General features: G+C 60.0%; 22 protein-coding genes. 15 read left to right on the forward strand and 7 right to left on the reverse strand.

The window, feature by feature from the left end:
* Window positions 1-26: 26 nt before the first annotated feature.
* Window positions 27-581, reverse strand: a complete 555-nt coding sequence (locus ACNAZS_RS21725) for an NADPH-dependent FMN reductase (RefSeq protein ID WP_415792605.1) — start codon at window positions 579-581, stop codon at window positions 27-29.
* Between the two features lie 361 nt (window positions 582-942).
* Here ACNAZS_RS21725 and ACNAZS_RS21730 point away from each other — a divergent pair, with 361 nt between their 5' ends.
* The 5 genes from ACNAZS_RS21730 to ACNAZS_RS21750 all read left to right on the forward strand — a co-directional run bounded on the left by ACNAZS_RS21730 (window position 943) and on the right by ACNAZS_RS21750 (window position 6,642).
* Complete coding sequence (locus tag ACNAZS_RS21730; protein WP_415792606.1) at window positions 943-1,497, forward strand: antibiotic biosynthesis monooxygenase; 555 nt, start codon at window positions 943-945, stop codon at window positions 1,495-1,497.
* Between the two features lie 148 nt (window positions 1,498-1,645).
* On the forward strand, window positions 1,646-2,944 hold the full coding sequence (locus tag ACNAZS_RS21735; RefSeq protein ID WP_415792607.1) for an imelysin family protein: 1,299 nt from the start codon (window positions 1,646-1,648) through the stop codon (window positions 2,942-2,944).
* The gene (locus ACNAZS_RS21740) at window positions 2,935-4,446 is read left to right on the forward strand and encodes a di-heme oxidoreductase family protein (protein ID WP_415792684.1); all 1,512 of its coding nucleotides are present in this window, start codon (window positions 2,935-2,937) and stop codon (window positions 4,444-4,446) included. The genes ACNAZS_RS21735 and ACNAZS_RS21740 overlap by 10 nt, the downstream gene beginning before the upstream one ends.
* A gap of 20 nt (window positions 4,447-4,466) precedes the next feature.
* Window positions 4,467-5,540 (forward strand): imelysin family protein, encoded by a 1,074-nt coding sequence (locus ACNAZS_RS21745; protein ID WP_415792608.1) that lies wholly within the window; start codon window positions 4,467-4,469, stop codon window positions 5,538-5,540.
* Complete coding sequence (locus tag ACNAZS_RS21750) at window positions 5,530-6,642, forward strand: DUF1513 domain-containing protein (RefSeq protein WP_415792685.1); 1,113 nt, start codon at window positions 5,530-5,532, stop codon at window positions 6,640-6,642. Before ACNAZS_RS21745 ends, ACNAZS_RS21750 begins: the two co-directional genes overlap by 11 nt.
* Before the next feature lie 4 nt (window positions 6,643-6,646).
* Here ACNAZS_RS21750 and ACNAZS_RS21755 read toward each other — a convergent pair whose 3' ends face one another.
* A complete protein-coding gene (locus ACNAZS_RS21755) occupies window positions 6,647-7,267 on the reverse strand; it encodes a TetR/AcrR family transcriptional regulator (protein WP_415792609.1) in 621 nt (206 codons plus the stop codon).
* Between the two features lie 126 nt (window positions 7,268-7,393).
* Here ACNAZS_RS21755 and ACNAZS_RS21760 point away from each other — a divergent pair, with 126 nt between their 5' ends.
* The 3 genes from ACNAZS_RS21760 to ACNAZS_RS21770 all read left to right on the forward strand — a co-directional run bounded on the left by ACNAZS_RS21760 (window position 7,394) and on the right by ACNAZS_RS21770 (window position 10,722).
* Window positions 7,394-8,374: an NAD-dependent epimerase/dehydratase family protein gene (locus ACNAZS_RS21760; RefSeq protein WP_415792610.1), complete on the forward strand. Its 981-nt coding sequence runs from the start codon at window positions 7,394-7,396 to the stop codon at window positions 8,372-8,374.
* Between the two features lie 44 nt (window positions 8,375-8,418).
* A complete protein-coding gene (locus ACNAZS_RS21765; protein WP_415792611.1) occupies window positions 8,419-9,738 on the forward strand; it encodes a flavin-containing monooxygenase in 1,320 nt (439 codons plus the stop codon).
* Between the two features lie 147 nt (window positions 9,739-9,885).
* Window positions 9,886-10,722, forward strand: a complete 837-nt coding sequence (locus ACNAZS_RS21770; protein ID WP_415792612.1) for a mechanosensitive ion channel family protein — start codon at window positions 9,886-9,888, stop codon at window positions 10,720-10,722.
* Between the two features lie 138 nt (window positions 10,723-10,860).
* Here ACNAZS_RS21770 and ACNAZS_RS21775 read toward each other — a convergent pair whose 3' ends face one another.
* Window positions 10,861-11,622, reverse strand: coding sequence for an IclR family transcriptional regulator (locus tag ACNAZS_RS21775; protein ID WP_415792613.1), 762 nt, complete (start codon window positions 11,620-11,622; stop codon window positions 10,861-10,863).
* Window positions 11,623-11,803: 181 nt separating this feature from the next.
* Between ACNAZS_RS21775 and ACNAZS_RS21780 the strand changes: the two genes are divergently transcribed.
* Window positions 11,804-12,796, forward strand: a complete 993-nt coding sequence (locus tag ACNAZS_RS21780; RefSeq protein WP_415792614.1) for a Bug family tripartite tricarboxylate transporter substrate binding protein — start codon at window positions 11,804-11,806, stop codon at window positions 12,794-12,796.
* 119 nt (window positions 12,797-12,915) lie between these two features.
* On the opposite strand, the gene ACNAZS_RS21785 is transcribed toward ACNAZS_RS21780, so the two are convergent.
* Window positions 12,916-13,698 (reverse strand): RNA methyltransferase, encoded by a 783-nt coding sequence (locus tag ACNAZS_RS21785; protein WP_415792615.1) that lies wholly within the window; start codon window positions 13,696-13,698, stop codon window positions 12,916-12,918.
* Window positions 13,699-13,850: 152 nt separating this feature from the next.
* On the opposite strand from ACNAZS_RS21785, the gene ACNAZS_RS21790 reads away from it, so the two are divergent.
* The 3 genes from ACNAZS_RS21790 (at window position 13,851) to ACNAZS_RS21800 (ending at window position 17,288) form a co-directional block, all read left to right on the forward strand.
* Complete coding sequence (locus ACNAZS_RS21790) at window positions 13,851-14,633, forward strand: inositol monophosphatase family protein (protein WP_415792616.1); 783 nt, start codon at window positions 13,851-13,853, stop codon at window positions 14,631-14,633.
* Window positions 14,634-14,814: 181 nt separating this feature from the next.
* Window positions 14,815-16,401 (forward strand): TerC family protein, encoded by a 1,587-nt coding sequence (locus ACNAZS_RS21795; protein WP_415792617.1) that lies wholly within the window; start codon window positions 14,815-14,817, stop codon window positions 16,399-16,401.
* 20 nt (window positions 16,402-16,421) lie between these two features.
* Window positions 16,422-17,288 carry an undecaprenyl-diphosphate phosphatase gene (locus ACNAZS_RS21800; RefSeq protein WP_415792618.1) on the forward strand — a complete coding sequence of 289 codons (867 nt, stop codon included), beginning with the start codon at window positions 16,422-16,424 and terminating at the stop codon, window positions 17,286-17,288.
* 102 nt (window positions 17,289-17,390) lie between these two features.
* Here ACNAZS_RS21800 and ACNAZS_RS21805 read toward each other — a convergent pair whose 3' ends face one another.
* Genes ACNAZS_RS21805 through ACNAZS_RS21815 form a run of 3 tightly spaced genes read right to left on the reverse strand, consistent with a single transcriptional unit; the run spans window position 17,391 to window position 19,448 of the window.
* Window positions 17,391-18,161, reverse strand: a complete 771-nt coding sequence (locus tag ACNAZS_RS21805) for a UDP-2,3-diacylglucosamine diphosphatase (protein ID WP_415792619.1) — start codon at window positions 18,159-18,161, stop codon at window positions 17,391-17,393.
* Window positions 18,154-18,801, reverse strand: a complete 648-nt coding sequence (locus ACNAZS_RS21810) for a peptidylprolyl isomerase (RefSeq protein ID WP_415792620.1) — start codon at window positions 18,799-18,801, stop codon at window positions 18,154-18,156. Before ACNAZS_RS21810 ends, ACNAZS_RS21805 begins: the two co-directional genes overlap by 8 nt.
* Entirely contained in the window at window positions 18,798-19,448 is a 651-nt protein-coding gene (locus tag ACNAZS_RS21815) for a tetratricopeptide repeat protein (protein ID WP_415792686.1), read from the reverse strand. Before ACNAZS_RS21815 ends, ACNAZS_RS21810 begins: the two co-directional genes overlap by 4 nt.
* 216 nt (window positions 19,449-19,664) lie before the next feature.
* Here ACNAZS_RS21815 and cysS point away from each other — a divergent pair, with 216 nt between their 5' ends.
* The 3 genes from cysS to ACNAZS_RS21830 are packed head-to-tail and all read left to right on the forward strand — an operon-like array spanning window position 19,665 to window position 22,787.
* Window positions 19,665-21,125 (forward strand): cysteine--tRNA ligase, encoded by a 1,461-nt coding sequence (cysS, locus tag ACNAZS_RS21820; RefSeq protein ID WP_415792687.1) that lies wholly within the window; start codon window positions 19,665-19,667, stop codon window positions 21,123-21,125.
* A gap of 15 nt (window positions 21,126-21,140) precedes the next feature.
* Window positions 21,141-21,785 (forward strand): DNA-3-methyladenine glycosylase family protein, encoded by a 645-nt coding sequence (locus tag ACNAZS_RS21825; protein WP_415792621.1) that lies wholly within the window; start codon window positions 21,141-21,143, stop codon window positions 21,783-21,785.
* A gap of 36 nt (window positions 21,786-21,821) precedes the next feature.
* A complete protein-coding gene (locus ACNAZS_RS21830) occupies window positions 21,822-22,787 on the forward strand; it encodes an acetyl-CoA carboxylase carboxyltransferase subunit alpha (RefSeq protein WP_415792622.1) in 966 nt (321 codons plus the stop codon).
* Window positions 22,788-22,791: the final 4 nt, after the last annotated feature.

The following is a 22,791-nucleotide window of genomic DNA, read 5'->3' on the forward strand; positions in this document are numbered from 1 at the left end:
ATATCCCGGCCGGTGGCGTTGCGGTATCAAGCCGCCAATTTATTTACCCAGGCGAGGTAACCGTCGAGCCAACCTTGCAGGAACTTGCGCGTGCCTTCGTTGGTGATGGTGTATTGATCGTCAATGAGTCCATCGGTGGTTTGCAGGAAAACCTCGGGGGTGGTGAACACGCTGACGCCTTCGGCGGCGAGGATGTTGCGCAGATGCTGTTGGGCCATGGCGGTGCCGGCCGCACTGGGCGACGTGCCAACGATGCCGCCGGTTTTACCGACCCACGAGTTTTGTCCCCAGGGACGCGAACCCCAATCGATGGCGTTTTTCAGTGCTGCGGGGATAGAGCGGTTGTGCTCGGGCGTGACGAACAACAGGCCGTCGGCATCTGCGATCAACGCCTTCATCTTGGCGGCGGGCGCCGGCAGGTTGGTTTCCTGGTCTTGGTTGTACAGCGGAATATCGCCCAGGCTGGCGTATTCGAACTGAACATTATCAGGGATCAATTTTTCCAGGGCACGGGCTAGGCGCAGATTGATAGATTCGGCCCGAAGGCTGCCCACGAATACGGCGATTTTGGTGTTGCTCATTGCACATGCTCCAGGGTAAGGGGAGCGCCTAGTGTAGGCCTGAGATTTGGCGGCCTCAAGACAGATATGGATCGGCGGCGATGGCTGAGGCTCATATATAAATAAAAGAACAATATAGGGCGGCGCGTCTGGTGGGGCAGTGGTGTTTGGAATATGGAATGCACCGCAATGGTGCATTTATGCTTCGGATTTGCCCGTAGACGGAGCAAGTCGGTGCTGCGCCAGCGTGATTTCCCAGCCAATGTGACGGACTTACGGCGTCGCAGTCGGGCGAAACTCGAGTTGGCATGCTGTTTGCTAGGGTAATTACTAAGAGGCCGGATGGATGCATACCGACCCGCACGCAGCAAGGAGTTTTCGTATGTCCGCTCATGTTCCCGCCCCTGTCACCATGCTTGTGACGCGCCACATATCACCCGAACGTTATGGGGATTTTCTGAATTGGATGCGGCAGGGGGAAATCCTGGCCGCCGGTTTTCCGGGGTTCCTGGGCTCAGGCGTATTGCAGCCGCCCGAGGGCGGGGACCAATATCAGATTGTGCTGCGTTTCGATGATGCGGCAAGCCTGGCCCGCTGGGAAAATTCATTACCCCGCCGGATGTGGCTCGAGCGGGGCGCCAGCCTGGTACACGCCAGTCGTATTCATCGTGTCAGTGGAATGGATGCCTGGTTTGGGTCCGCGCGTAGCGCGCCGCCTCGTTGGAAACAAGCCATCAGTATTTGGCTGGCGTATTTTCCGATGCTGCTGCTATTCAGTGTGTTGTTGAATGAGGAGTTGAGCACCTTGCCCGTATTTTGGCGGGTGTTTGTCACGACGGTTTGCATGACGCCGGTGCTGTCGTTCATTTGTATTCCGGTCATTACCCGCTTGCTACGAGGATGGTTGCAGCCCGCGGCTCGAGGGATGTCGCGATGACCTGTCAATTCTTACAGGTTCAGGAGAAAATTCTGACACTTGACTGAACCTTAAACGAAAATTGTTTACACTTACGCAGATCCTGTTCGAAAACAAAAAAGGCGCGGCCAAGCGGGGCGCGCCTTTTTCAACAATGGAGATTGTTCCGATGCGTAAGGTGCTTTACGGCATGCTGCTGGTGGCTGCGTTGACGGGAGGCGCCGCCCAGGCGGCGGCTGAGCCCAAGGCGGTGGTAACGACCTATTCCGATATCGCGTTAGCCGGCTACGAAGACTCGCTTGTCTCTGCCAAGGCATTGCGCACTGCCATTGATGCGTTGATCGCGAAACCCGGCACCGAGACGCTGCAAGCCGCGCGCACCGCATGGCTGGCGGCCCGGGTGCCTTATCAGCAAACCGAGGCCTTCCGTTTCGGCAATCCGATTGTGGATGACTGGGAGGGCAGCGTAAACGCCTGGCCGTTGGACGAGGGTCTGATTGATTACGTGGACGCGTCCTACGGGTCGGACAGTGACCAAAATGCGTTTTACGCCGTCAACGTGATTGCCAACGCCAAGCTGTCGGTGGGTGGCAAAACGATCGACGCCACCACGATCACTCCCGAGCTGTTGGCCGAAAATCTGCACGAAGCCGACGGCAACGAGGCTAACGTGGCGACGGGCTACCATGCCATTGAGTTTTTGCTGTGGGGTCAGGATTTGAATGGCACGGGGGCCGCACCCGCCGACCGCACAGGGTCGCCGCAGGAACGCCACTCGGGCAATCGTCCACATACTGATTTTGATCCGGCCCAGTGCACGGGCGGAAACTGCGAACGTCGTATCCAGTATCTGCAGGCCGTAACGGATCTGCTGATTTCCGATCTGGAGGAGATGGTCGACAATTGGAAATCTGACGGAGAGGCGCGCAAGGCGGTCGAAAGCGACCCCAAGGCGGGACTGGTTGCCATGATGACGGGCCTGGGCAGCCTGTCGTATGGCGAGTTGGCGGGCGAGCGCATGAAGCTCGGTCTGATGCTGAACGACCCCGAAGAAGAGCACGATTGCTTCTCCGACAACACGCACAATTCGCATTACTACAACCAGATCGGTATTCGCAACGTCTATCTGGGCGACTACCAGCGCACGGACGGCAAGACCGTCTCGGGCGCGAGCGTGTCCGACCTGATCAGGGCGCGGGATCCCAAGCTGGATACCGAAATGCGCGGCAAGCTCGACGCGACCGTGGCGGCGATGCAGGCAATGCGCGACCGTGCAGACAAGGTCGAAACCTATGACCAGATGATTGCGCCGGGTAACACCGAGGGCAACGCCATCGTGCAAGCCGCGATTGACGCCCTGATCGATCAGACTCGTAGTCTGGAGCGCGTGATTGCCACGCTGGAGCTCGGTGACGTGGCGCTTGAAGGCTCGGATAGTCTGGACAAACCGGAAGCCGTATTTCAGTGAGCAAGATCGTTGTCGTATTAGCGGCGCTGGCAGCGGCCAGCGCCGTTGCCGCCTCTGGCGGACGGGATGACCTGACCGATGAGGATCGCGTCCGGGTGGCCAAGGTCACGGCGCCGACCAAGGACTTTTCGGGTCCGGAGGCGTTCGAGACCTTGCCCGCAGGGGCGGGCACGACGCGCAAGCTGATCAATGCCGACATTTTTTCGCATCCTTCGGCCAACCTGACTTTCGAGGGGCGTCAGCAATTCCTGGTGGGCAATGGCTTGTTCCGCAAAGACTGGGTCTCGTCCCCGTCGTCGACGCAGGCGTCAGACGGTTTGGGTCCCATGTTTAATGCGCGTTCGTGTCAGGGCTGCCATACCAAAGACGGTCGTGGCACGGTGCCGGGTTTTGATCCGCTGGAGCGTGGCGATACCGTGGCGCTGTTGCTGCGCTTGTCGGTGCCGCCCGATACGGACGAGCAGCGCCAGCAGTTGGCCTCGGGCCATTTGCCGTTGGTGCCCGAACCCGTCTACGGTTTGCAGCTACAAAATTTCTCGGTGGCCGGCGTCCCGAGCGAAGGCCGCCTGGAAATCGATTATGCCCCGGTGACGGTGCAGCTCAACGGTGGCGAGAGCGCTACCCTGATGAAACCCACCTATCGCATCGAGGATCTGGGTTACGGACCGATGCGCGAGGATGTGCAGATATCGCCACGCATTGCGCAACCCATGATCGGGCTGGGCCTGCTCGAGGCCATACACCCGGCCGATATTTTGGCCAATGCGAATGCCGATCACGGCGATGGAATCAGCGGCCGGCCGAATTGGGTGCATGACCTGCGCACGGGCAAGCGCACATTGGGTCGGTTTAACTGGAAGGCCAGTCAGCCAACGGTCGAGCAGCAAAGTGCCGCGGCGTTCTCCAACGACATGGGCTTGTCGAACCCATTGTTTCCGGCGCATGACGGTGAGTGTACGCAGGCGCAGCCTGGCTGCCAGAATAAGCCGCACGGTGCCCAGCCGCATCTGGGCGAACACGAGGTCCCGGCCGAATTGATGGATTTCGTGACAACGTATTCGGTCAATTTGGCGGTGCCACAGCGACGCGACGTGAGCGACGCTCGGGTGCTGGCGGGCAAAAAGCTTTTCTATCAGGCAAATTGTGTCGCCTGCCACGTGCCCAAATACGTGACGCGACGCGACGCTGCCCGCCAAGAGCACCGCTTCCAGTTGATCTGGCCCTATACCGACATGTTGTTGCACGATATGGGTGAGGGTCTGGCGGACAAGGTGTCCGAGCATGACGCCAGCGGTAGCGAATGGCGTACTCCGCCGTTGTGGGGCATCGGCCTGACGCGCACCGTGAATCCGAATGCCACCTGGTTGCACGATGGCCGTGCGCGTTCGCTGTTAGAGGCCGTCTTGTGGCATGGTGGCGAGGCCCAGGCTGCGCGAGATCGTGTGGTGGCGATGACGCCCGACGAGCGTGCGGATTTGATTCGATTCCTGGAGTCGCTGTAAGCGATCGACGAGGAGTAAAGATGTTGAAAGCGAAATACGTGTGGTCGGCAGCGATGGTGATGCTGGCGCCCTGGTCTGCCTTGGCCCAACTGCCCACGGATCTGGGGCAGCGCCTGGCCGAGGGCTACGCACGCCCGGCCTTCACTAAGCTGGCGGAGCAGGCGACCCAACTGGAGCAGGCGTTAACGACCTGGTGCCGCAGCGAGGGCCAGGCAGACTCGATGCCGGTCCGGCAAGCCTTTGCCAGCACGGTGCAAGCGTGGGCGGGCGTCGAGTTTTTGCGCTTTGGCCCGCTGGTCCAGGGCAACCGTTACGAAAAGATGGCGTTCTGGCCGGATACGCGTAGCGTCATGCAGCGGCAGTTGCGTGCCTTGTTGGCCACCGAGGATCCTGCCGTGGTGGCGCCTGGGGCATTGGCGTCGCGTAGTGTCGCCACGCAGGGCCTTCCGGCGCTGGAGTATGTGTTGTATGACAAACCCGGCCTCTTGAAATCGCCTTCGGGTAAGGGCTCGACTTATGCCTGCAGCTACGCCGTCGCTGTGGCGGCCAACGTCGTGGCCGTGTCTGGCGAACTGAAGCAGGCATGGAGCGCGCAGGGCGAGTATGGCAAGCACTTTACCGCGCCGTCGCCAGACAACGACTTGTATCGCAGCCAGCAAGAGGTGGCTGGCGAGGCGATCAAGGCGCTGTCCACCGGTTTGCAGTTCGCGCGTGACGTCAAGCTATTACCCGTGCTGGGCGATGCCATGCCGGCTGCGCGCGCGTCGCGCGCGGCATTTTGGCGTAGCGAAATGACGATTCCCACCTTGATCGCCGGCGTGAAAGGGATGCGTGCGTTTTATGACGCCGGTGGCTATCGTTATCCCGATGGCGACGAGTGGATTGGGTCGTCCCTGACGGGCGAGCTGGATCGCGCGGCAGGGGCGCTGGAACAAGAGGACCAGCCGTTGAAACAGGCATTGTCCACCGAGGCAGGGTGGCAGCGACTGACATTGACGGGGCTGATCCTTAAAAATGCCAAAGATATCGTTGACCAGAATTTTGCGCCCGCCATGGGCGTGACGATAGGATTCAATGCGCTTGATGGAGATTGATCGCCGCCGCTTCTTGACGCTGGCCGCATTGGCCGGTTTGTCCCCGGCAGTGCTGCGCGCCGCGCCGCATTTGTCAGAGGACGATGGGCCGTTGTATTTGGCCGCGCGTCGCGCCAACGGTCGCTACGAGGCCGTGGTGCTGAATGCGCAAGGGCGAGCCCAACAGGTCATCCCCATGCCGGATCGTGGCCACAGTTTTGCGCTGGATCCGGCGCGGGGGCGTGCTGTGGCGTTTGGCCGTCAGCCAGGGTTTTTTGCGGTGGCCTTTCGCATTGATGGTTCCCAACCTCCGGTCGCGTTGCAGGCAGCGGATGGACGTCATTTTTTTGGGCATGGCGTGTTCTTGCCCGATGGCCAGCGCATGATCGCCACGGAGAACGACTACGAAGCCGGTCACGGCGTGTTGGGGATTTATGATGCTTCGCCAGGGGGCGATTACCGTCGCATCGGTGAGTTCGAGACGGGAGGCATTGGCCCGCACGAGGTGGTGTTGATGCCGGATGGCAAAACCCTGTGCGTGGCCAATGGCGGCATTCTGACGCATCCGGACTACGGCAAGCTGGCGTTGAATCTGGACACCATGCAGCCGTCGTTGGCCTATATCGATGCGACAAGTGGCCGATTGCTTGAGCGCGTCACGCTGTCGTCGCAATGGCATCGCCTGTCGATTCGTCATTCGGTGTTGGCGGCCGATGGCGCTGTATGGTTTGGTTGCCAGCATATGGGGCCGGCCAGCGAGCAACCGCCGCTGGTGGGACGACATCGCCGGGGACACGAGCCCGAGTTGTTTGCCGGCCCGAGAGACGTGCTGCGCAACTGCCGCAATTACATCGGTTCGGTATCGGCAGATTCGGCAGGGCGGGTGATCGCGACGAGCAGTCCGGTGGGTAATCAGGTGATCTATTGGGATGCAGATAGTGGTCGCTCGCTGGGGGTGACCCATTTGGCGGATGGTTGCGGCGTCGCGCCCCTGGGGCCGTCACGTTTCCTGATCAATAGCGGAATGGGAGCGCTCGTGCAAACGGGCCCCGATGCCCCCGTGCAATCCATTCTGGCGCCGTCGTCCAGCCTATCCTGGGATAATCACTTTCGCCGTTTGTAATGCGTCATCGGTAGGGCCGCGCCTGCAGCCCCCCGATCAGGGTGTGTACCATTTTGGCGGCGAGGCGACGACGTGCGGCAGGGCTGCTGCCCTTTTCCGCTCTGTACCAGATCAGCGACCATTGCAGTCCTCCCAACGCGGTTTTGACGGCAATGGAAGCGTCCACATCGGCCAGTGAGTGATCGGCCTTGGCGGCGTTCATTTGTCGCTTGAATAGCTGCTCGAAACGATCGCGGCTATCGATCAGTTCATCCAGGACCTGGCGCTGCGTCGGCGTCAGCGCGCCAAAACGGTGTAGCTGCACGCCCTGTATTACCACGCTTTCGTACGCGTGGTGTTCGAGCAATGCCATCGCATGCGCCATCAGCATGGCCTCCAGTACGGCCATGCCATTGCCGCGTGTGTGCAGCGCGGGCTCGACCGCGTCAAACAACAGCGACATCCCGTGACGATGCACATCGAAAAACAAGTCGATCTTTGACGCGTAGTAGTGGTAGATGCGGCCCTTGGTGGCACCCATGCGACGCGCGACATCGTCCAGCGTCGTGGCGTGGAAGCCTTGTTCCATGAAGCATTCCGCGGCAGTCCGCAGGATTTCCTGAGTAGATATAGCTCGGCGTTGCATAACAGTCTCGACGGTGCCCGAACGGGTGACTCCAGTTTACCCGCGCGGGGGCGGGATGCTTGATATCCCTGCTTGCACAAAATTAACATACTCAGTAGGATGTTTTTAATCAAAAACAGGAGATACATGATGCGCGTGCTGGTGACCGGAGCGGCAGGCTTTCTGGGGACGAGGCTCACGCTCCAGTTGCTGGCGGCGGGGCAGTTGACCGTGGGCGAGGGCGCGCCCCAGCGTATTACCGAGTTGCTATTGGCGGATCGGCAGGCGGTGACCTTGCCGCCGCATGGCGGTGTGCCCGTGCGCGTCGTACAGGGGGATCTGTCCGATCATGTCTTTGCTCGCGACTTGGCCGCGCAGGGATGCGATTCGATCTTTCATCTGGCGGCGAGCCTGACCTTCGAGGCCGAACAAGATCATGCGCGCGCCTACGCGATCAACGTAGAGGCGGTCCGTCATTTAATCGAGGGAGCCGCTCGCCCGCCACGCTTTGTTTTTGCCAGTTCGATTGCCGTGTTTGGGGGCGCGTTGCCCGATATCGTCGATGACACTGTGCGGGCGGAGCCTGATACGACCTATGGCACACACAAAGCCGTGGTGGAGTTGATGCTGGCCAATTACAGCCGCAAGGGAGCCGCCGATGGTCGCGCGCTGCGACTGCCTATTGTCTTGATCCGACGCGGCGTCGCCAGCCCCGTCGTGTCGGACCGTGTGGCGGCCATCGTGCGCGAGTCGCTGGCGGGCAATGAGGTGGTGTGCGGTTTGGCACCTGACACCCGCATTCCGGTGGCGTCGGTCGGTGCTGTTGCGCGGGCGTTAATTCAACTGCACGATGCGCCGGCGGCCAGCTTGCCTCACGCGCGGGCCATGAATTTTCCTGCCCTGACCGTCAGCGTGGCGGACATGGTGGACAGCGTACCTACTCATGTCGGTGCGGCCGCTGCGGGACCCATTCGCTATCAAGCTGACCCGGCGTTGCAACGCATCGTCGATAGCTGGCCCAAGGTCTTTATATCAAAACATGCGACGTCAATGGGGCTGAGTGCCGATGCGGATTTTGATGCCATTGTTCGGCAGTATCTGGCCGATACGCCTGCAGCCGCGCATTGAGCGCGATGTGCTGAACCTTCGTTGCTCCCCGATAGGTGAAGTTGATGAACGCATCTCGTCATGACGTTTTGCCCGTATGTATTATTGGTGCCGGTTCCTCAGGCGTGACGGTCGCCAAAGCGTTCAAAGCAAAAGGCATCCCGTTTGAGTGCTTTGAGATAGGTTCGAACGTGGGCGGCATGTGGCGGTACGAGAACGACAATGGTTTGTCGTCGGCCTACCGCAGTTTGCATATCGATACCAGCCGCCAGAACCTGGGTTACCCCGACTTTCCCATACCGGATACGTACCCGGACTTTCTCTCTCACACAGAGGTGCTGCAGTACCTCGAAGCCTACGCGGATCATTTTGGTGTACGGCCGCATATTCAATTCAACACGCGTGTGGACCGGATTGAACCCACCGATGACGGCAGTTGGACGGTGACATTACAGGGCGGAACGATCCGGCGGTATCGCGCGGTGGTCGCGGCCAATGGACACTTGTGGGACCCGCGCTGGGCCGAGTTTGAGGGGCAGTTCAACGGTGAGCAGATGCACTCGCACCACTACCGCACGGCTGAGCCGTTTAAGGGCAAGCGCGTGCTAATTGTGGGGATAGGCAATTCGGCCGTGGACGTCACGGTGGATTTGTGCAAAACCGCCGATGCCACTTTCCTGTCGACGCGCCGTAGCGCCTGGGTCATGCCGAAATACATTATGGGCCGACCCCTGGATCGCTGGCTGGGTTTTTTTGCAGGCCGCTTGCGTCTGCCTACACCCGTCGCGCGCACGATCGTGAAATGGCTGGCGTATGGCGTCACCGGCGACCAGGCCCGATTTGGGATCCCGAAGCCAGAACATCCTGTCTGGCGTGAGCACGCGACGTTGAGTCAGGAGTTGATCCCTTATTGTGGTCACGGCTGGATCAAGGTCAAACCCAATATCACTAAGCTCGAGGGTGATACCGTGGTGTTTGATGACGGCTCGCGCGAAGCGATCGATGTGATTATTCATGCGACGGGCTACAAGACAAGCTTTCCCTTTTTGTCGCCAGATATTTTCTCGGTGAATACAGGACGCGTGAATTTATATCGCCGTATGCTGGTGCCGGATTATCCGGGGCTATTTATGCTGGGGCTGGTGCAACCCATTGGGCCCACCATTCCGTTGGTGGAGTTGCAGGGGCGGTGGCTGGCGTCGGTGTTGGCCAACGAAACCATGTTGCCAAATCGTGCCGTCATGCAGCAAGAGATCACGGCGCACCATCATCATCAGGCGAGTCGCTATCTCGACGCCGCGCGATACGCGCTGGAAGTGGACGCACGGGCGTATCGCAAGCAGTTGGTCGGTGATATGGCTCGCAAAGCGTCGCTGGCCTCGTGATGTCCCGACGTGTTGCCGAGATCACCGGAGACAAAAATCCCCCAGCGACACTGGGCATCGTCATGGGGATTTGATACAGTTCTCGACTAGCCAACCCCCGAGTGCACGGGTAACGTGGCGCGCTTTGATCAACACGCTAGGAACGACATGCAAGAGTATTTGGTGAATCTCGAGGCCCTGATGCCACGCCTGACCGAGGCCGCGATCAATATCGCCATGGCCTTGGCGATATTGATTATCGGTTGGTGGATATCGTCATTGCTGGGTGCTTGGGTGCGCCGCGCGGCGACGCGCTCGCCGCGTATCGATGCCACGATTGTGCCGATGTTTCATAGCGTGGTGGTGTGGGCCGTCCGCATTTTTACGGTGATCGCGGTATTGGCGCGTTTTGGCGTCCAGACCGCCAGTTTGATTGCCGTCCTGGGCGCGGCCGGTTTGGCGGTCGGGTTGGCGTTGCAAAATACCCTGCAAAATATCGCCGCCGGCATCATGCTGTTGATCTTGCGTCCGCTACGCACCGGTGAATATGTGGCGCTGAGCAGTGGCGCCGAAGGCACGGTTGAGGAAGTCGGCTTGTTCTTGTGCCGTCTGGTGCAGGTCGACGGCATTCATATTACGCTGCCCAATAGCGTGGTCTGGGGCGCGACCATCACGAATTACAGCCGCAACGTGACGCGTCGTCTGGATATCCCTGTCACGATCCATTATTCGGATGACCTCAATGGGGCACTGGAGAACCTGGCCAAGGTGGCCGCGGCACACCCCATGGTGCTTAAAGACCCGGCACCGTTGATCAAGGTCAGCGAGTACACGGATACTGGCACGGTGATCAACGTGCGCATCTGGTGCGCCGCCGCGCAATACTGGGATCTGCGCTGGGATATGTTCCATCAGATTCGCCAGGCCTTGGCGGCGTCTGGCTTCAAGGCGCCGATCCCGGTACGCGAAATCCAGGGTCAACCCAAAGACGCAAGCGCGGCCTGACCAAGTGACATCCGAAGACACGGGCGCGGACTGCTATTAGAGGCCGCTCAACGAAACAAGAGTAGCCTCATCACACGCCGCCCAAAGAAACAGGAGCGGCTTCATCAGTCGCCGCTCGACGAAACAAACGCGGCTCGATCAGGCGCCGCGTAATGACAGGCTGGCGAGTTCGGCGTGGATCCAGCTTGCGATTTCTCGTTGTCGAAGCGCAGGCATGCGGTCAATGATGGCGGTCACGCTGATCGCCAGCATGGGGTTGCCCTGAGGGTCGAGCAGTGCGCAGCCCACTCCTAGCGCTCCGCGTACGGCGTGATTGCCGACGACGGCATATCCGCGAGAGCGGGTATTCTCGATCAGGCGGAGCATTTCGTGCGGCGTCATCCCACCGTATTCGTCCAGGTACTCCGAATTGCGTTCGACGATGCCGTGCGCCACTGGATTCGGCAGGGCTGCGAGTATCGCCATGCCGCCCGAGCCCACGCCAAGCGGTTGCCGCTTGCCAGCATAAGTCGCCAGGATCTGAACGGGATAGCTGCCTATTTCGCGATGCAGGCTGACCGAATTGTCGCCATCGCGCACCACCAGAAACACCGCGTCGCCGGTGCGTTCCGCCAGTCGTTTCAGGCTGGGCAATGCCTGGCTGACACGCGGGTCGGGTGTGGGCGCATTAGGCCGGGTTGCCCATTGCGCCTGGTATTTCTTGGTGCCGGGAACGGGCAAGACCAGGCCAGCGTCCAGCAGGGCGGCCAGCAATCGGTAGATCGTCGGACGCTGAATAGCGGTCAATCGGGCAATGTCCGTGATGCTGAGGCCGGTCGAGCCATGGTCGCGCAGGGCGGCTAATACGGCCAGCCCGCGACGCAGGGTGCGCGGACCAGAAGAACTCTCTGAAATCGACATACAACGCTCAAAAATAACAATAACGAAAGGCCGGGTTTGCGGTTTGTCAGCATAAGGGTAGCAAACACAGTGTCCGTCCTGTGGACTTTACCTTGGCCGGCGTGTGGCTGCTAGTGGTAAATTGTGGCGGCATTACAGACCATAACGTCCGTTGAACGGACACTCTCACAGGAGACCCGACATGATCAAAGGTCAAAAGCCCCGTTTTATTCGCCATGCCGCGTCGCTACTTGCCGGTGCCCTGGGTTCTATGGCGATCGCCGCCAGCGCCCAAGCCGCCTACCCAGACAAGCCCGTGCACATCGTGGTTGGTTTTTCGGCGGGGGGCACTACCGATGTGATCGCTCGCATCATGGCTAAAGAATTGACTCAAGCGTTAGGTGAGTCCTTCGTCGTTGAAAATAAGCCCGGTGCGGGCAGCAACATTGCCACCGACTATGTAAAGCGCGCAAAGCCCGATGGCTACACGCTGCTCTTCGTCGCGGTGACCAGCACCATCAACCAAACGCTGTACCGGAACGTTTCATTCGACTTGACCAAGGACTTTGACGCCATCGCCCTGGGCGCCAAAGTGCCGAATATCCTGGTCGTGAACCCCAATGTACCGGTCAAGTCGGTGCAAGAGCTGGTTGATTACGCCAAGGCAAATCCGGGCAAATTGGCGTTTGCTTCCTCGGGCAGCGGCACGTCTATTCATATGGCCGGCGAGCTGTTCAAAATGCGTACCGGCCTGGATCTGTTGCACGTCCCGTACAAGGGCAGCGCACCGGCTGTGACCGATTTGATCGGTGGCCAAGTGCAGCTCATGTTCGACAACATGCCGGCGTCATGGCCGCATGTGAAGGCTGGCAAACTGAGAGCCTTGGCCGTCACTACCGCCCAGCGTTCGCCGTCGGCCCCCGATCTGCCCACGATGCAGGAACTGGGTTACGACAAATTTGACGTGTCGTCGTGGTTTGGCTTGATTGCGCCGGCCGGCACGCCGCCCGAAGTCATCGAGAAACTCAACGCCGTCATGGTCAAGGCGCAAGACAACCCCGAAGTGAAAGCAGCTTTTGCGGGCCTTGGGGCTGTGGGTGAAAAAACCACGCCTGAAGAGTTTGGCGCGTTCATCAAGTCGGAAATCGAAAGCTGGGCACCGGTGGTCAAAGCCTCGGGCGCACAAGTCGATTAATCTCCGTGACTGATAAGCCACACCTCGACGGGGGTGGCGCTTAAGTCATCAGGCGGGCCATATTTATGGCCCGCCTGATTGTTTTGAGAAGGTGGCATGATCGCCACTCGCGTGACGGACTATTTATTCTGCGCCGCGGTCTTGCGCAGCATGGCCGTACATACTCCACGCAGCATGTCGACTTCGTCCCGACTGAGCCCGCTGCGGCCGAACAGGTGCCGCATGCGGGGCATCAGTTTTTTGGGATGCGCCGGATCCAGGAATTCGACCTGGATCAGCGCTTGTTCCCAATGGGCCAGGAAGGCCTGCACGGCGTCACTGGTAGCGAGTGCCGAGCCTGGATCGGGCTGTTGCGCGGTCGAGACGGGGAGCAGGGCTGTCCCTTGCTCGATCAGTAAGGCATAGCGCAGTTCCCAAGCGGCGAGTTGCAGCGCCTGGGCGACATTTAGCGAGCTGTATTCGGGGTTGGCGGGGATGTGGCAGATGCGTTGGCACAGGGCAATCTGGGTGTTGGTCAGCCCGGCGCGCTCCGTCCCCAGGACCACGGCCGTGCAGCCGGATCCGGGGCTGGCAAGGTGGTCGCGGGCCAGTTCGGCGGCTTGCCGGATATCGCAAGGAGGAGGACCCAGGTCTCGCACTCGTGCCGTCAGGGCGAATGCCAAGGTGACGGGGGCGAGGGCTTCTTCGAGCGTATTGCAGATCCGGGCTCGTTCGAGGACGTCCACCGCGCCACTGGCCAGCGCCACCGCCTCGGGCTGTGTGGTCATGTCCGGATAGCGAGGGTCGACCAGGACCAGATCCTGGAACCCCATCGTCTTGATGGCGCGCGCCGCCGACCCGACATTTCCGGGGTGGCTGGGCTGTACCATGATGAACTGAACGCGTGAAAATGCTTGAGTCATTTAAAATACCCGGTTTGGCCTAGTGCCATCCTGATTTTTCGGGGTCCGCTGCGCAATTGCAGCAGGGCCACCCATGTGATCGCTCAGGGGCGTTTTCTGGTACAAAACCCCAGACATCCCCTTTGCGTCTTACTGCATACGTACGGAATTTTATGCACCCGATGCTCAATATCGCCATCAAGGCGGCCCGGCGTGCCGGCACCATCATTAATCGTGCCAGCCTGGACTTGGAACGAATCAGCGTAGCTCGAAAGGGGCCGCGCGATTATGTCACGGATGTCGACCGTGCCGCCGAGGAGTCCATCGTCGAAACGCTGCACGCCGCCTATCCCGACCACGCGATCCTGGGTGAGGAGTTCGGTCTGCAGGGCCCTGAACAAGCCGAGTTCCAGTGGATTATCGATCCCCTGGACGGCACGACCAATTTTATCCATGGTTTGCCTAACTACGCCGTCTCGATTGCTCTGACGCAGCGTGGCCAGGTGACGCAGGCCGTGGTTTATGATCCGTCTCGCAACGAGTTGTATACCGCCAGTCGCGGTAGCGGCACGTTTCTGAACGACCGTCGCGTGCGCGTGTCGGGCCGTATACGCTACGCCGAGGCCTTGTTGGGCGCCCACTGGCCCCGTTCGGGCGAGGGAGATACCAACGGTGGCCGTTTTGCCCAAATGACGGAAAACTGCAGCGGCGTGCGCCGCTTGGGGTCGACCGTGCTGGATCTGGCCTATGTCGCGTCAGGTCGTCTGGACGGTTTTTGTGGACTTAAGCTCAAGTCCTGGGATCTGGCCGCCGGCAGCCTGCTGGTCCAGGAGGCCGGTGGACTGGTCGCGGATCTCGACGGCGAGCAAGGCTGGATGGACACCGGCAATGTCCTGGCCGCGAGCCCCAAGATCTTTACGCAGATGCTGGCGGCCCTGCAACCCAAGCAGGGCTAGCCGTTTTCCAGAGCGTGTGGGGCATGTTTTGGCGATGACGCCAACGTGCTGCTTCGCACGCCGCTCGGCGCTGTCGCTGGGGCCTTAGACGCGCCATTTGTGACGCATTTGTCTGTATGTTGCCGGCAAGTGACGCCATTTCCCTGTACGATTGGCAGTTCCGTAATTTTTGGAGCTTTCGATGGAGTGGCTGCAGGATCCTGCCGCGTGGGTCGGCCTGCTTACCCTGGTCGTTCTTGAAATCGTCCTGGGGATTGATAACCTCATTTTCATTGCCATCCTGGCGGACAAGTTGCCTCCGGCGCAGCGCGAGCGCGCGCGCATCGTCGGCCTGTCCCTGGCGCTGCTCATGCGTCTGGGTCTGTTGTCGGTCATGTCATGGCTGGTCACACTGACGGCACCTCTGTTTTCTATTGGGCCACTGACCTTTTCGGGACGGGACCTGATCCTGATGATGGGGGGACTGTTCCTGTTGTTCAAGGGGACACTCGAGCTACACGAACGCATCGAAGGCAAGATCGAGCATGCATCGGGACCACGTGTATATGCCAGCTTTTGGGTTATCGTGACCCAGATCGTCGTGCTGGATGCGGTGTTCTCGCTGGATTCAGTAATTACTGCCGTGGGGATGGTGGATCATTTGGCCATCATGATGATAGCGGTGACCATCGCTATCGGCATCATGCTACTAGCCTCCAAACCGCTGACCCGATTCGTCAATGCACACCCGACCGTGGTCGTGTTGTGCCTGGGTTTTTTGCTGATGATCGGCTTTTCGCTGCTGGCCGAAAGTTTCGGCTTCAAGGTGCCCAAGGGCTATCTCTATGCGGCCATTGGTTTCTCCGTCGCCATCGAGGCGCTCAATCAGGTGGCGCGTCGCAATATATTGCGATTGGACGCGACCCGTCCGATGCGTGACCGCACGGCCGGGGCGGTGCTGCGCATGTTGGGCAAGCGCCCGCCTGCCGACGGGGACGATACGATGACGCTTGGCCCGGATCAGCCCGCTGTGCAGCCCTTCGGCGTCGAAGAGCGCAACATGGTGAGTGGGGTGTTGACACTGGCCGAGCGTCCGATTCAGTCGATCATGACGCCGCGCACCGATGTGTCGTGGATCAATATCGACGACGATGCGCAGACGATCCGTGCCCAGTTGACCGAGGCGCCACACAGCTTTTTTCCGGTGTGCCGAGGTTCGCTGGACGAGGTGATCGGCATCGGGCGCGCCAAGGACCTGGTGGCAGACTTGATCACCGACCGCAGCATTCGTCGTGACCGGCTACGTGATCCGATCATTGTCCACGAGTCCATTGGTATCCTGCGCTTGATGGATACACTGAAACGCTCGCGTGGCCAATTGGTGCTGGTGGCCGATGAGTTTGGCGCGATCGAAGGCCTGGTGACCCCAATCGACGTTTTCGAGGCGATCGCCGGTGAGTTTCCGGACGAGGACGAGTCGCCCGATATCACCCCGCTCGAAGACGATATATGGCGCATCGATGGCGCTGCCGACCTACATCATGTCGAGCAAGTGCTGGAAACCGAAAATTTGCTCGACGACTCGCAAGACTATTCCACGTTGGCGGGCTATTTATTGGCGCGTTTTGGCCATCTGCCCCAACCGGGTGATAGTTGTGACTACGAAGACGCGCACTACCGCTTCCATTTCGAGGTCTTGGCGCTCGATGGGCGTCGTATCTCCTCAGTGCGCGTTAAGCGTGTTTCATTGGTTCCGTCCGAAGACGAGTCCGACGGCGACAATCATTAACCTTTCTTTTTGCTCATACTGTGACCGATAGTACGCTACACCTGATCAAGGCATTCTTCCTCGGCATCATCGAGGGGTTGACCGAATTTATCCCCGTGTCCAGTACGGGGCATCTGATTATCTTCGGTGACTGGATCAGCTTCAGCTCGAGCACGGGCAAGGTATTCGAGGTGGTGATTCAGCTGGGGTCCATCCTGGCGGTGATGTGGGTATTTCGTGCGCGGCTGTGGCAATTGATCCGCGGTACGTTGACCGGCGTACCGACCGAGATGGCCTTTACTCGGAACCTTCTAGTGGCCTTTATTCCGGCCGCCGTCATCGGTGCGATTTTCATCAAGTCCATCAAGCAGGTGTTTTATCATCCGGGCGTCGTTGCCGTGACATTGGTGCTGGGCGGCCTGATCATGTTGTGGGTCGAGCGCAAGACGCACGAGACACCCGGAGACACGCCGGGGGCAGCAGACGACACGGCGTCGGACGAGCGCGCCTCGGCCCGCACGCTGGAGCAGATTACGTGGAAGCAGGCGCTGGGTGTCGGCGTGGCGCAGTGCGTGGCGATGATTCCGGGTACGTCCCGTTCGGGCGCGACGATTATTGGCGGCATGATTGCCGGTATCCAGCGCAAGACGGCGACAGAGTTTTCGTTTTTTCTCGCGATGCCGACGATGCTGGGTGCAGCGGCTTACGACCTGTACCGAAATATCGATTTGTTGAGCCAGCACGATTTGTCCGCCATCGCCGTGGGCTTTTTGGCGGCGTTTCTCAGCGCATTGGTGGTGGTGCGGGCCGTATTGCGCTTTGTGTCAAACCACACGTATCGCGTGTTTGCGTGGTATCGGATTGCGTTAGGGATTGTGGTGGCCGTTTGGCTATCCCTGTTCGCGTAGGCGTCGTCTCAGGTTTCTGGGCGAACGTAAAAACCAAGCACACGTAAAAAAAGCCGGATCGTAATCCGGCTTTTTTTATTGTGCCGACACGACGGACGGCGATCAGGCGTTATCCAGATCGTAGGGAGTCAGTCCGTCGCGGTCGATGATCAGCCAGCCGCCACGGGGCGGGTTGGCGTGATCGCACTCCCAGTCGGGCAATACCCAACGTTCGCAGCGGCGTCCATCGATTTCGAGGACATGCCGGGCGGGGCGATGCGTGTGACCGTGCACGAGAATATTGACCTCTGCCGTCCGAAAAGCCGCTTCGACAGCTTGTGCATTGACGTCCATGATTTCGGCGGACTTCATCTGGTTCGCCGATTGGCTTTCTCCGCGCGCTTGTTGTGCCATGGTCATGCGCTCCGGGATGCTCTTGGCCAGGAATTCTGCCTGCCACCGAGGGTCGCGAACCATCGTCCGAAACTGCTGATAAGCCGTATCGTCCGTACAGTACTCGTCGCCGTGGGTCAGCAGAATGCGGCCGTAGTCCGTCTCCAGCAGTGCAGGTTCAGACAGTAGGTGTGCGCCGAGTGCGTGAGCCAGATCCGTGCCGATCAGGAAATCGCGGTTGCCTCGTCCTAGCCACAGTGGAATGCGCGCAGCGGTACGCTTGAGTCCCTGCAAGGCCGTGGCCAGCCAGGGCGGCGCCACCTGGACGACGTCGTCGCCGATCCAGGCATCAAAGATATCGCCCGGCAAGAGCAGGGCGGCGGCCTCGTCGGCTGCCGCATCCAGAAAGCCCAGAAACGCCTCTGCCGTGGCCGGCGTGGCCGGCCCCAGATGGATATCCGAAGCTAGCCAGACCGGGCCCTGCAACTTGACCTTATTCAATGATTTCGGCCTTCTCGATGATCACGTCTTCAGTGGGGACGTTTTGGTGAAAACCGCTGTTGCCGGTTTTCACTCCCTTGATTTTTTCGACCACGTCGATGCCGTCGGTGACTTCGCCGAACACGGCGTAGCCCCAGCCGTTGGGCGTGGGAGCGGTGAAGTTCAAGAAGTCGTTATTGCCCACATTGATAAAGAACTGGGCAGTCGCCGAGTGCGGATCGCTCGTGCGGGCCATGGCCACGGTGTATTTGTCGTTCTTCAGGCCGTTGTTGGCTTCGTTTTCGATGGGAGCCTGGGTGGGTTTTTGCTTGAGGCCGGCTTCGAAGCCGCCGCCCTGGATCATGAAACCATCGATGACGCGATGGAAAACGGTGCCGTTATAGAAACCGCTCTTGACGTAGCCGAGGAAATTTTCCACTGTCTTGGGCGCTTTTTCCGCATTCAGCGTGATGACGATGTCGCCCTGGTTGGTTTGTAGCTTGACGCGAGGATTGGTGCTCATGGTTTTAGTACCTTCTGTCGTAGAGGGGGTGGATGGGGTTGCGGGCTGAGCGCCGGCAGTGACCGGCACGATCGTGGCCAGGGCAACGCTGCAGGCTGCCAAGCGCAGCAAATGAAGGGGAGAGTAGCGCGAAATCATGGGTGTTGTTTTTCCTTTAGCATGTTTTCGATTTCACGTGCCTTGGTGTCCATGCCAGGCACGCCTTCTTTCGCGGCGTCGCGGTACGTACGTAATGCCATCATGAGCTGAATATCGCCCATGTTGGCCCGCGCAGCCGGATAGTCGGGATTGGCGCGCAACGCCATTTCGAGTGCGTCGTGCGCTTGATCCAGGTCGCCCTGCTGCGCGTACAACGCAGCCAGATTGTTCCAGGGTTCGGGCAATTCTGGAAATTGTGTCGTCATTTCGGTGTAAATATCCACGGCCTCGGTCGTGCGGCCCAGTGCCGCCAGCGCCCGCGCGTGCTGGAACATGAGTTGCACGTCAGTGCCGCGCTGCCCCTCGATCTCGGCCTGGCGTTTCTCGATCATCGACAAGGCTTGCTCAGCGTGGCCATCATTGAGGAGTCGTTCAATATGACTGGTAATCTGCGAGGGCGTGGGATCCAGGCGGGTATCCACACCGGGCTTGAGCGCTTCGAGCAGATTGGCCAGGCCTTTCCAGCCGCCCTCGGGGCGGGGGGGATCCAGTTTTGTGCGTGTCTGGGTGTCGTTGTAGGGCAGATCACCACTACCGCCCATCGCCTGACCCAGGGCAGCGCCGCTTGGCAAGGCAACCAGTACCATGACCAACAATGTCGTACGAGAAAGGCGATTAAAGGTCACGAAGGCATCCGTTTAAAAATGGACCGCGTTGCGCGCGTAACGAGGCCGCTTGCTATACTTGACGACCGCCATTTTAGCCCCGGTTGCGTTCGTGGCTGATCCGCCGATGTTTCTGGCACCGGTGTGGACCGACCCGCGGGACTGACACCGCAAATTATCGAGGCCCATTCAAGCGTCATGCTGCACATCTACAACACGTTATCGCGTACGAAAGAACCTTTCCAGCCGGCTCAGCCGGGCCAGGTGCGCATGTATGTCTGTGGCATGACCGTGTACGACTATTGTCACCTGGGCCACGCGCGCATGCTGGTCGCTTTCGACGTCGTGCAGCGCTGGCTGCGCAGCAGTGGTCTGACGGTCGATTATGTACGCAATATTACCGACATCGACGACAAAATCATCCGCCGCGCGGTGCAGACCCAACGTCGCATTGGCGAGGTCACCGAATACTACATCGCCGCCATGCATGCGGATGAGCGCGCCCTGGGGGTGCAATCGCCCGATCGCGAACCGCGCGCCACACAGTACGTGGGCGAGATGCTGGACATCATCGGCAAGCTCGAGCAAAACGGCCTGGCCTATCGAGCCGACGATGGCGATGTGAACTACGCCGTGCGAGGTTTTGAGGGTTATGGAAAATTGTCGGGCAAGGCATTGGATGATCTGCGCGCCGGCGAGCGCGTAGCTGTCGGTTCGGCCAAGCGCGACCCGCTCGATTTCGTCCTCTGGAAATCCGCAAAGGCCGATGAACCCGAGGACACGAAATGGCCGTCGCCTTATGGCCTGGGTCGTCCCGGCTGGCACATCGAATGTTCCGCGATGAGCAAAGCCCTGCTGGGTTTGCCCCTGGACATCCACGGGGGCGGTCCCGATCTGAAATTTCCGCATCACGAAAACGAAATCGCTCAAACCGAAGGCGCATTTGGCGGCACCCTTGCCAACATCTGGATGCACTGCGGCCCGCTGATGGTCGACTCGGACAAGATGTCCAAGTCCCTGGGCAATTTCCGCACCATCCGGCAGACCATTGCGCAAGGCGAGCCCGCGGCCGATCAGGCGGATTACGCCATCAACCCGCGTGAAGCCGAGATGTTGCGCTTTTTTATCGTGCGCAATCACTATCGCAGCCCGCAAAACTACGCACCGGACAATCTGATCGATGCGCAAAATGCGCTGGATCGCCTGTACCAGGCTTTGCTGAATGTGGCGCCCGACGACAGTCCTGTCGACTGGGAGTCCCCGCAGGCACAGGCCTTCAAGGCCGCGATGGACGACGATTTCAACACTTCGGGGGCGCTTGCCGCCTTGTTCGATCTGGCCTCAGATGCCAACCGCACGCGCAGCACGCACAGTGCCGGTCAGCTCAAAGCGCTGGGCGCCGTGCTGGGGCTGTTGCAACAAGACCCGGCCAGCTACTTTCAGTGCGCCACCCGTTATTCGATGGCCAGTATGAGTCAGGCAGACGCGGCTGCCGACGCGCTGAGCGCCGAGCAAATCGACGCACTGATCGCAGCCCGGGCCGCCGCCAAAGTGGCGCGTGATTACGCCGAGGCTGACCGCATCCGCACGCAGCTACGCGAGGCCGGCATCGAGCTCGATGACAAATCCGGTGGTATCACGCAATGGCGTCGCGCCTGAGGAGCCCCCACTGTCATGTCTACTGCTGATATCGCCATTGCCAAACCCGATTACTGGGAAGAAGCCGTCGCCCATCTCATGCGCCGCGATCGCATTCTGAAAAAAATCATTCCCCAGCATGGCGAGATCTGGTTGACGTCGCGCGGCACGCCCTTTGTGACGCTGGCGCGTGCGATCCTGGGCCAGCAAATCTCCGTCAAGGCCGCTGATACGCTGTGGCAACGGTTTCTGGATACCGTGGGCAAGCGTCCTACCCCCGCGAGCGTACTCAAGGTCGGTGTGTCGGGCATGCGCGAGGCTGGTTTGCCGCAACGCAAGTGCGAATACGTACAAGATTTGGCCGCGCATTTTGGCGAACGTCGCGTGCACCCCGAAAGCTGGGCTGCCATGGAAGACGAAAGCGTGGTCTCTGAGTTGGTCGCCATCCGTGGCATCGGTCGCTGGACGGCCGAAATGTTTTTGATCTTTCACTTGCAGCGCCCCGACGTTCTGCCTCTGGACGATTTGGGGTTGCTTAAAGCGATCTCGTTACACTACTTTAGCGGTGAGCCTGTCTCGCGCTTCGAGGCCCGAGAGGTCTCGTCGGCGTGGCAGCCTTGGCGTACCGTGGCGACCTGGTACCTGTGGCGCAGTCTGGAATCCCAAGCGGTTCAGCACTGATGCAGCACTTGGCACCCAACAACGGAACCCTATTCCATGCGCAATACCTTCCTTGAATTTGAACAACCAATGGCTGAGCTCGAAAACAAAATCGAGCAACTGCGCTATGTCCAGGCTGATTCCGCCGTCGACATTTCCGACGAGATCAGCCGGCTGCAGCAAAAAAGCCAGACGCTGGCCAAGGAAATCTACGGCAAACTGACGCCGTGGCAAACCGCGCTGGTGGCACGCCACCCGCAGCGTCCCTACACCCTCGATTACGTGCGTGAGATCTTCACCGACTACCACGAACTGCACGGCGACCGCATGTATGCGGACGACCAGTCCATCGTCGGCGGGCTCGCGCGGTTCAACGGCGAATCCTGCATGGTCATCGGCCACCAAAAGGGCCGCGACACCAAGGAACGCGCCGCGCGCAACTTCGGCATGCCTCGCCCGGAGGGCTATCGCAAAGCCCTTCGCCTCATGCGCGTTGCCGAAAAATTCAAATTGCCCGTCTTTACCTTCGTCGATACCCCGGGCGCCTACCCCGGCGTCGGTGCCGAAGAGCGCGGGCAATCCGAAGCCATTGGGCACAACATCTACGCTATGGCCGAGCTCAAGGTGCCTGTGATCACCACGATCATCGGCGAGGGCGGCTCGGGCGGCGCCCTGGCCATTGCGGTAGGCAACGCCGTACTGATGCTGCAATACTCCACTTACTCGGTGATTTCTCCCGAGGGCTGCGCATCGATTCTGTGGCGTAGTCCCGACAAGGCATCCGAAGCCGCCGCGGCCTTGGCCATTACGGCCCCTAGTCTGAAAGACCTAGGCTTGGTCGACCGCATCGTCAACGAGCCCGTCGGTGGCGCTCATCGCGACCCGCGCGTCATGGCACGCCTGCTGCGCCGCGCGCTGGGTGACGCTCTGCGTCAATTCCGCGGCATGACTGCCGAGCAACTGGTCGAACAACGCGTACAGCGCCTACTGTCCTACGGAAAATTCCAAGAAGTCCGTAGCTGAGATC

It is taken from the genome of Bordetella tumulicola (assembly GCF_965138755.1).
GTDB classification, from domain to species: Bacteria; Pseudomonadota; Gammaproteobacteria; order Burkholderiales; family Burkholderiaceae_B; genus Bordetella_A; species Bordetella_A tumulicola.

What these genes read in the sequence shown, in the direction of transcription:
- ACNAZS_RS21725 (WP_415792605.1), bottom strand. Translation starts at nt 581, where the DNA reads ATGAGCAACACCAAAATCGCCGTATTCGTGGGCAGCCTTCGGGCCGAA.
- ACNAZS_RS21730 (WP_415792606.1), top strand. Translation starts at nt 943, where the DNA reads ATGTCCGCTCATGTTCCCGCCCCTGTCACCATGCTTGTGACGCGCCAC.
- ACNAZS_RS21735 (WP_415792607.1), top strand. Translation starts at nt 1,646, where the DNA reads ATGCGTAAGGTGCTTTACGGCATGCTGCTGGTGGCTGCGTTGACGGGA.
- ACNAZS_RS21745 (WP_415792608.1), top strand. Translation starts at nt 4,467, where the DNA reads ATGTTGAAAGCGAAATACGTGTGGTCGGCAGCGATGGTGATGCTGGCG.
- ACNAZS_RS21750 (WP_415792685.1), top strand. Translation starts at nt 5,530, where the DNA reads ATGGAGATTGATCGCCGCCGCTTCTTGACGCTGGCCGCATTGGCCGGT.
- ACNAZS_RS21755 (WP_415792609.1), bottom strand. Translation starts at nt 7,267, where the DNA reads ATGCAACGCCGAGCTATATCTACTCAGGAAATCCTGCGGACTGCCGCG.
- ACNAZS_RS21760 (WP_415792610.1), top strand. Translation starts at nt 7,394, where the DNA reads ATGATGCGCGTGCTGGTGACCGGAGCGGCAGGCTTTCTGGGGACGAGG.
- ACNAZS_RS21765 (WP_415792611.1), top strand. Translation starts at nt 8,419, where the DNA reads ATGAACGCATCTCGTCATGACGTTTTGCCCGTATGTATTATTGGTGCC.
- ACNAZS_RS21770 (WP_415792612.1), top strand. Translation starts at nt 9,886, where the DNA reads ATGCAAGAGTATTTGGTGAATCTCGAGGCCCTGATGCCACGCCTGACC.
- ACNAZS_RS21775 (WP_415792613.1), bottom strand. Translation starts at nt 11,622, where the DNA reads ATGTCGATTTCAGAGAGTTCTTCTGGTCCGCGCACCCTGCGTCGCGGG.
- ACNAZS_RS21780 (WP_415792614.1), top strand. Translation starts at nt 11,804, where the DNA reads ATGATCAAAGGTCAAAAGCCCCGTTTTATTCGCCATGCCGCGTCGCTA.
- ACNAZS_RS21785 (WP_415792615.1), bottom strand. Translation starts at nt 13,698, where the DNA reads ATGACTCAAGCATTTTCACGCGTTCAGTTCATCATGGTACAGCCCAGC.
- ACNAZS_RS21790 (WP_415792616.1), top strand. Translation starts at nt 13,851, where the DNA reads ATGCACCCGATGCTCAATATCGCCATCAAGGCGGCCCGGCGTGCCGGC.
- ACNAZS_RS21795 (WP_415792617.1), top strand. Translation starts at nt 14,815, where the DNA reads ATGGAGTGGCTGCAGGATCCTGCCGCGTGGGTCGGCCTGCTTACCCTG.
- ACNAZS_RS21810 (WP_415792620.1), bottom strand. Translation starts at nt 18,801, where the DNA reads ATGATTTCGCGCTACTCTCCCCTTCATTTGCTGCGCTTGGCAGCCTGC.
- ACNAZS_RS21815 (WP_415792686.1), bottom strand. Translation starts at nt 19,448, where the DNA reads ATGGTACTGGTTGCCTTGCCAAGCGGCGCTGCCCTGGGTCAGGCGATG.
- cysS (WP_415792687.1), top strand. Translation starts at nt 19,665, where the DNA reads ATGCTGCACATCTACAACACGTTATCGCGTACGAAAGAACCTTTCCAG.
- ACNAZS_RS21825 (WP_415792621.1), top strand. Translation starts at nt 21,141, where the DNA reads ATGTCTACTGCTGATATCGCCATTGCCAAACCCGATTACTGGGAAGAA.
- ACNAZS_RS21830 (WP_415792622.1), top strand. Translation starts at nt 21,822, where the DNA reads ATGCGCAATACCTTCCTTGAATTTGAACAACCAATGGCTGAGCTCGAA.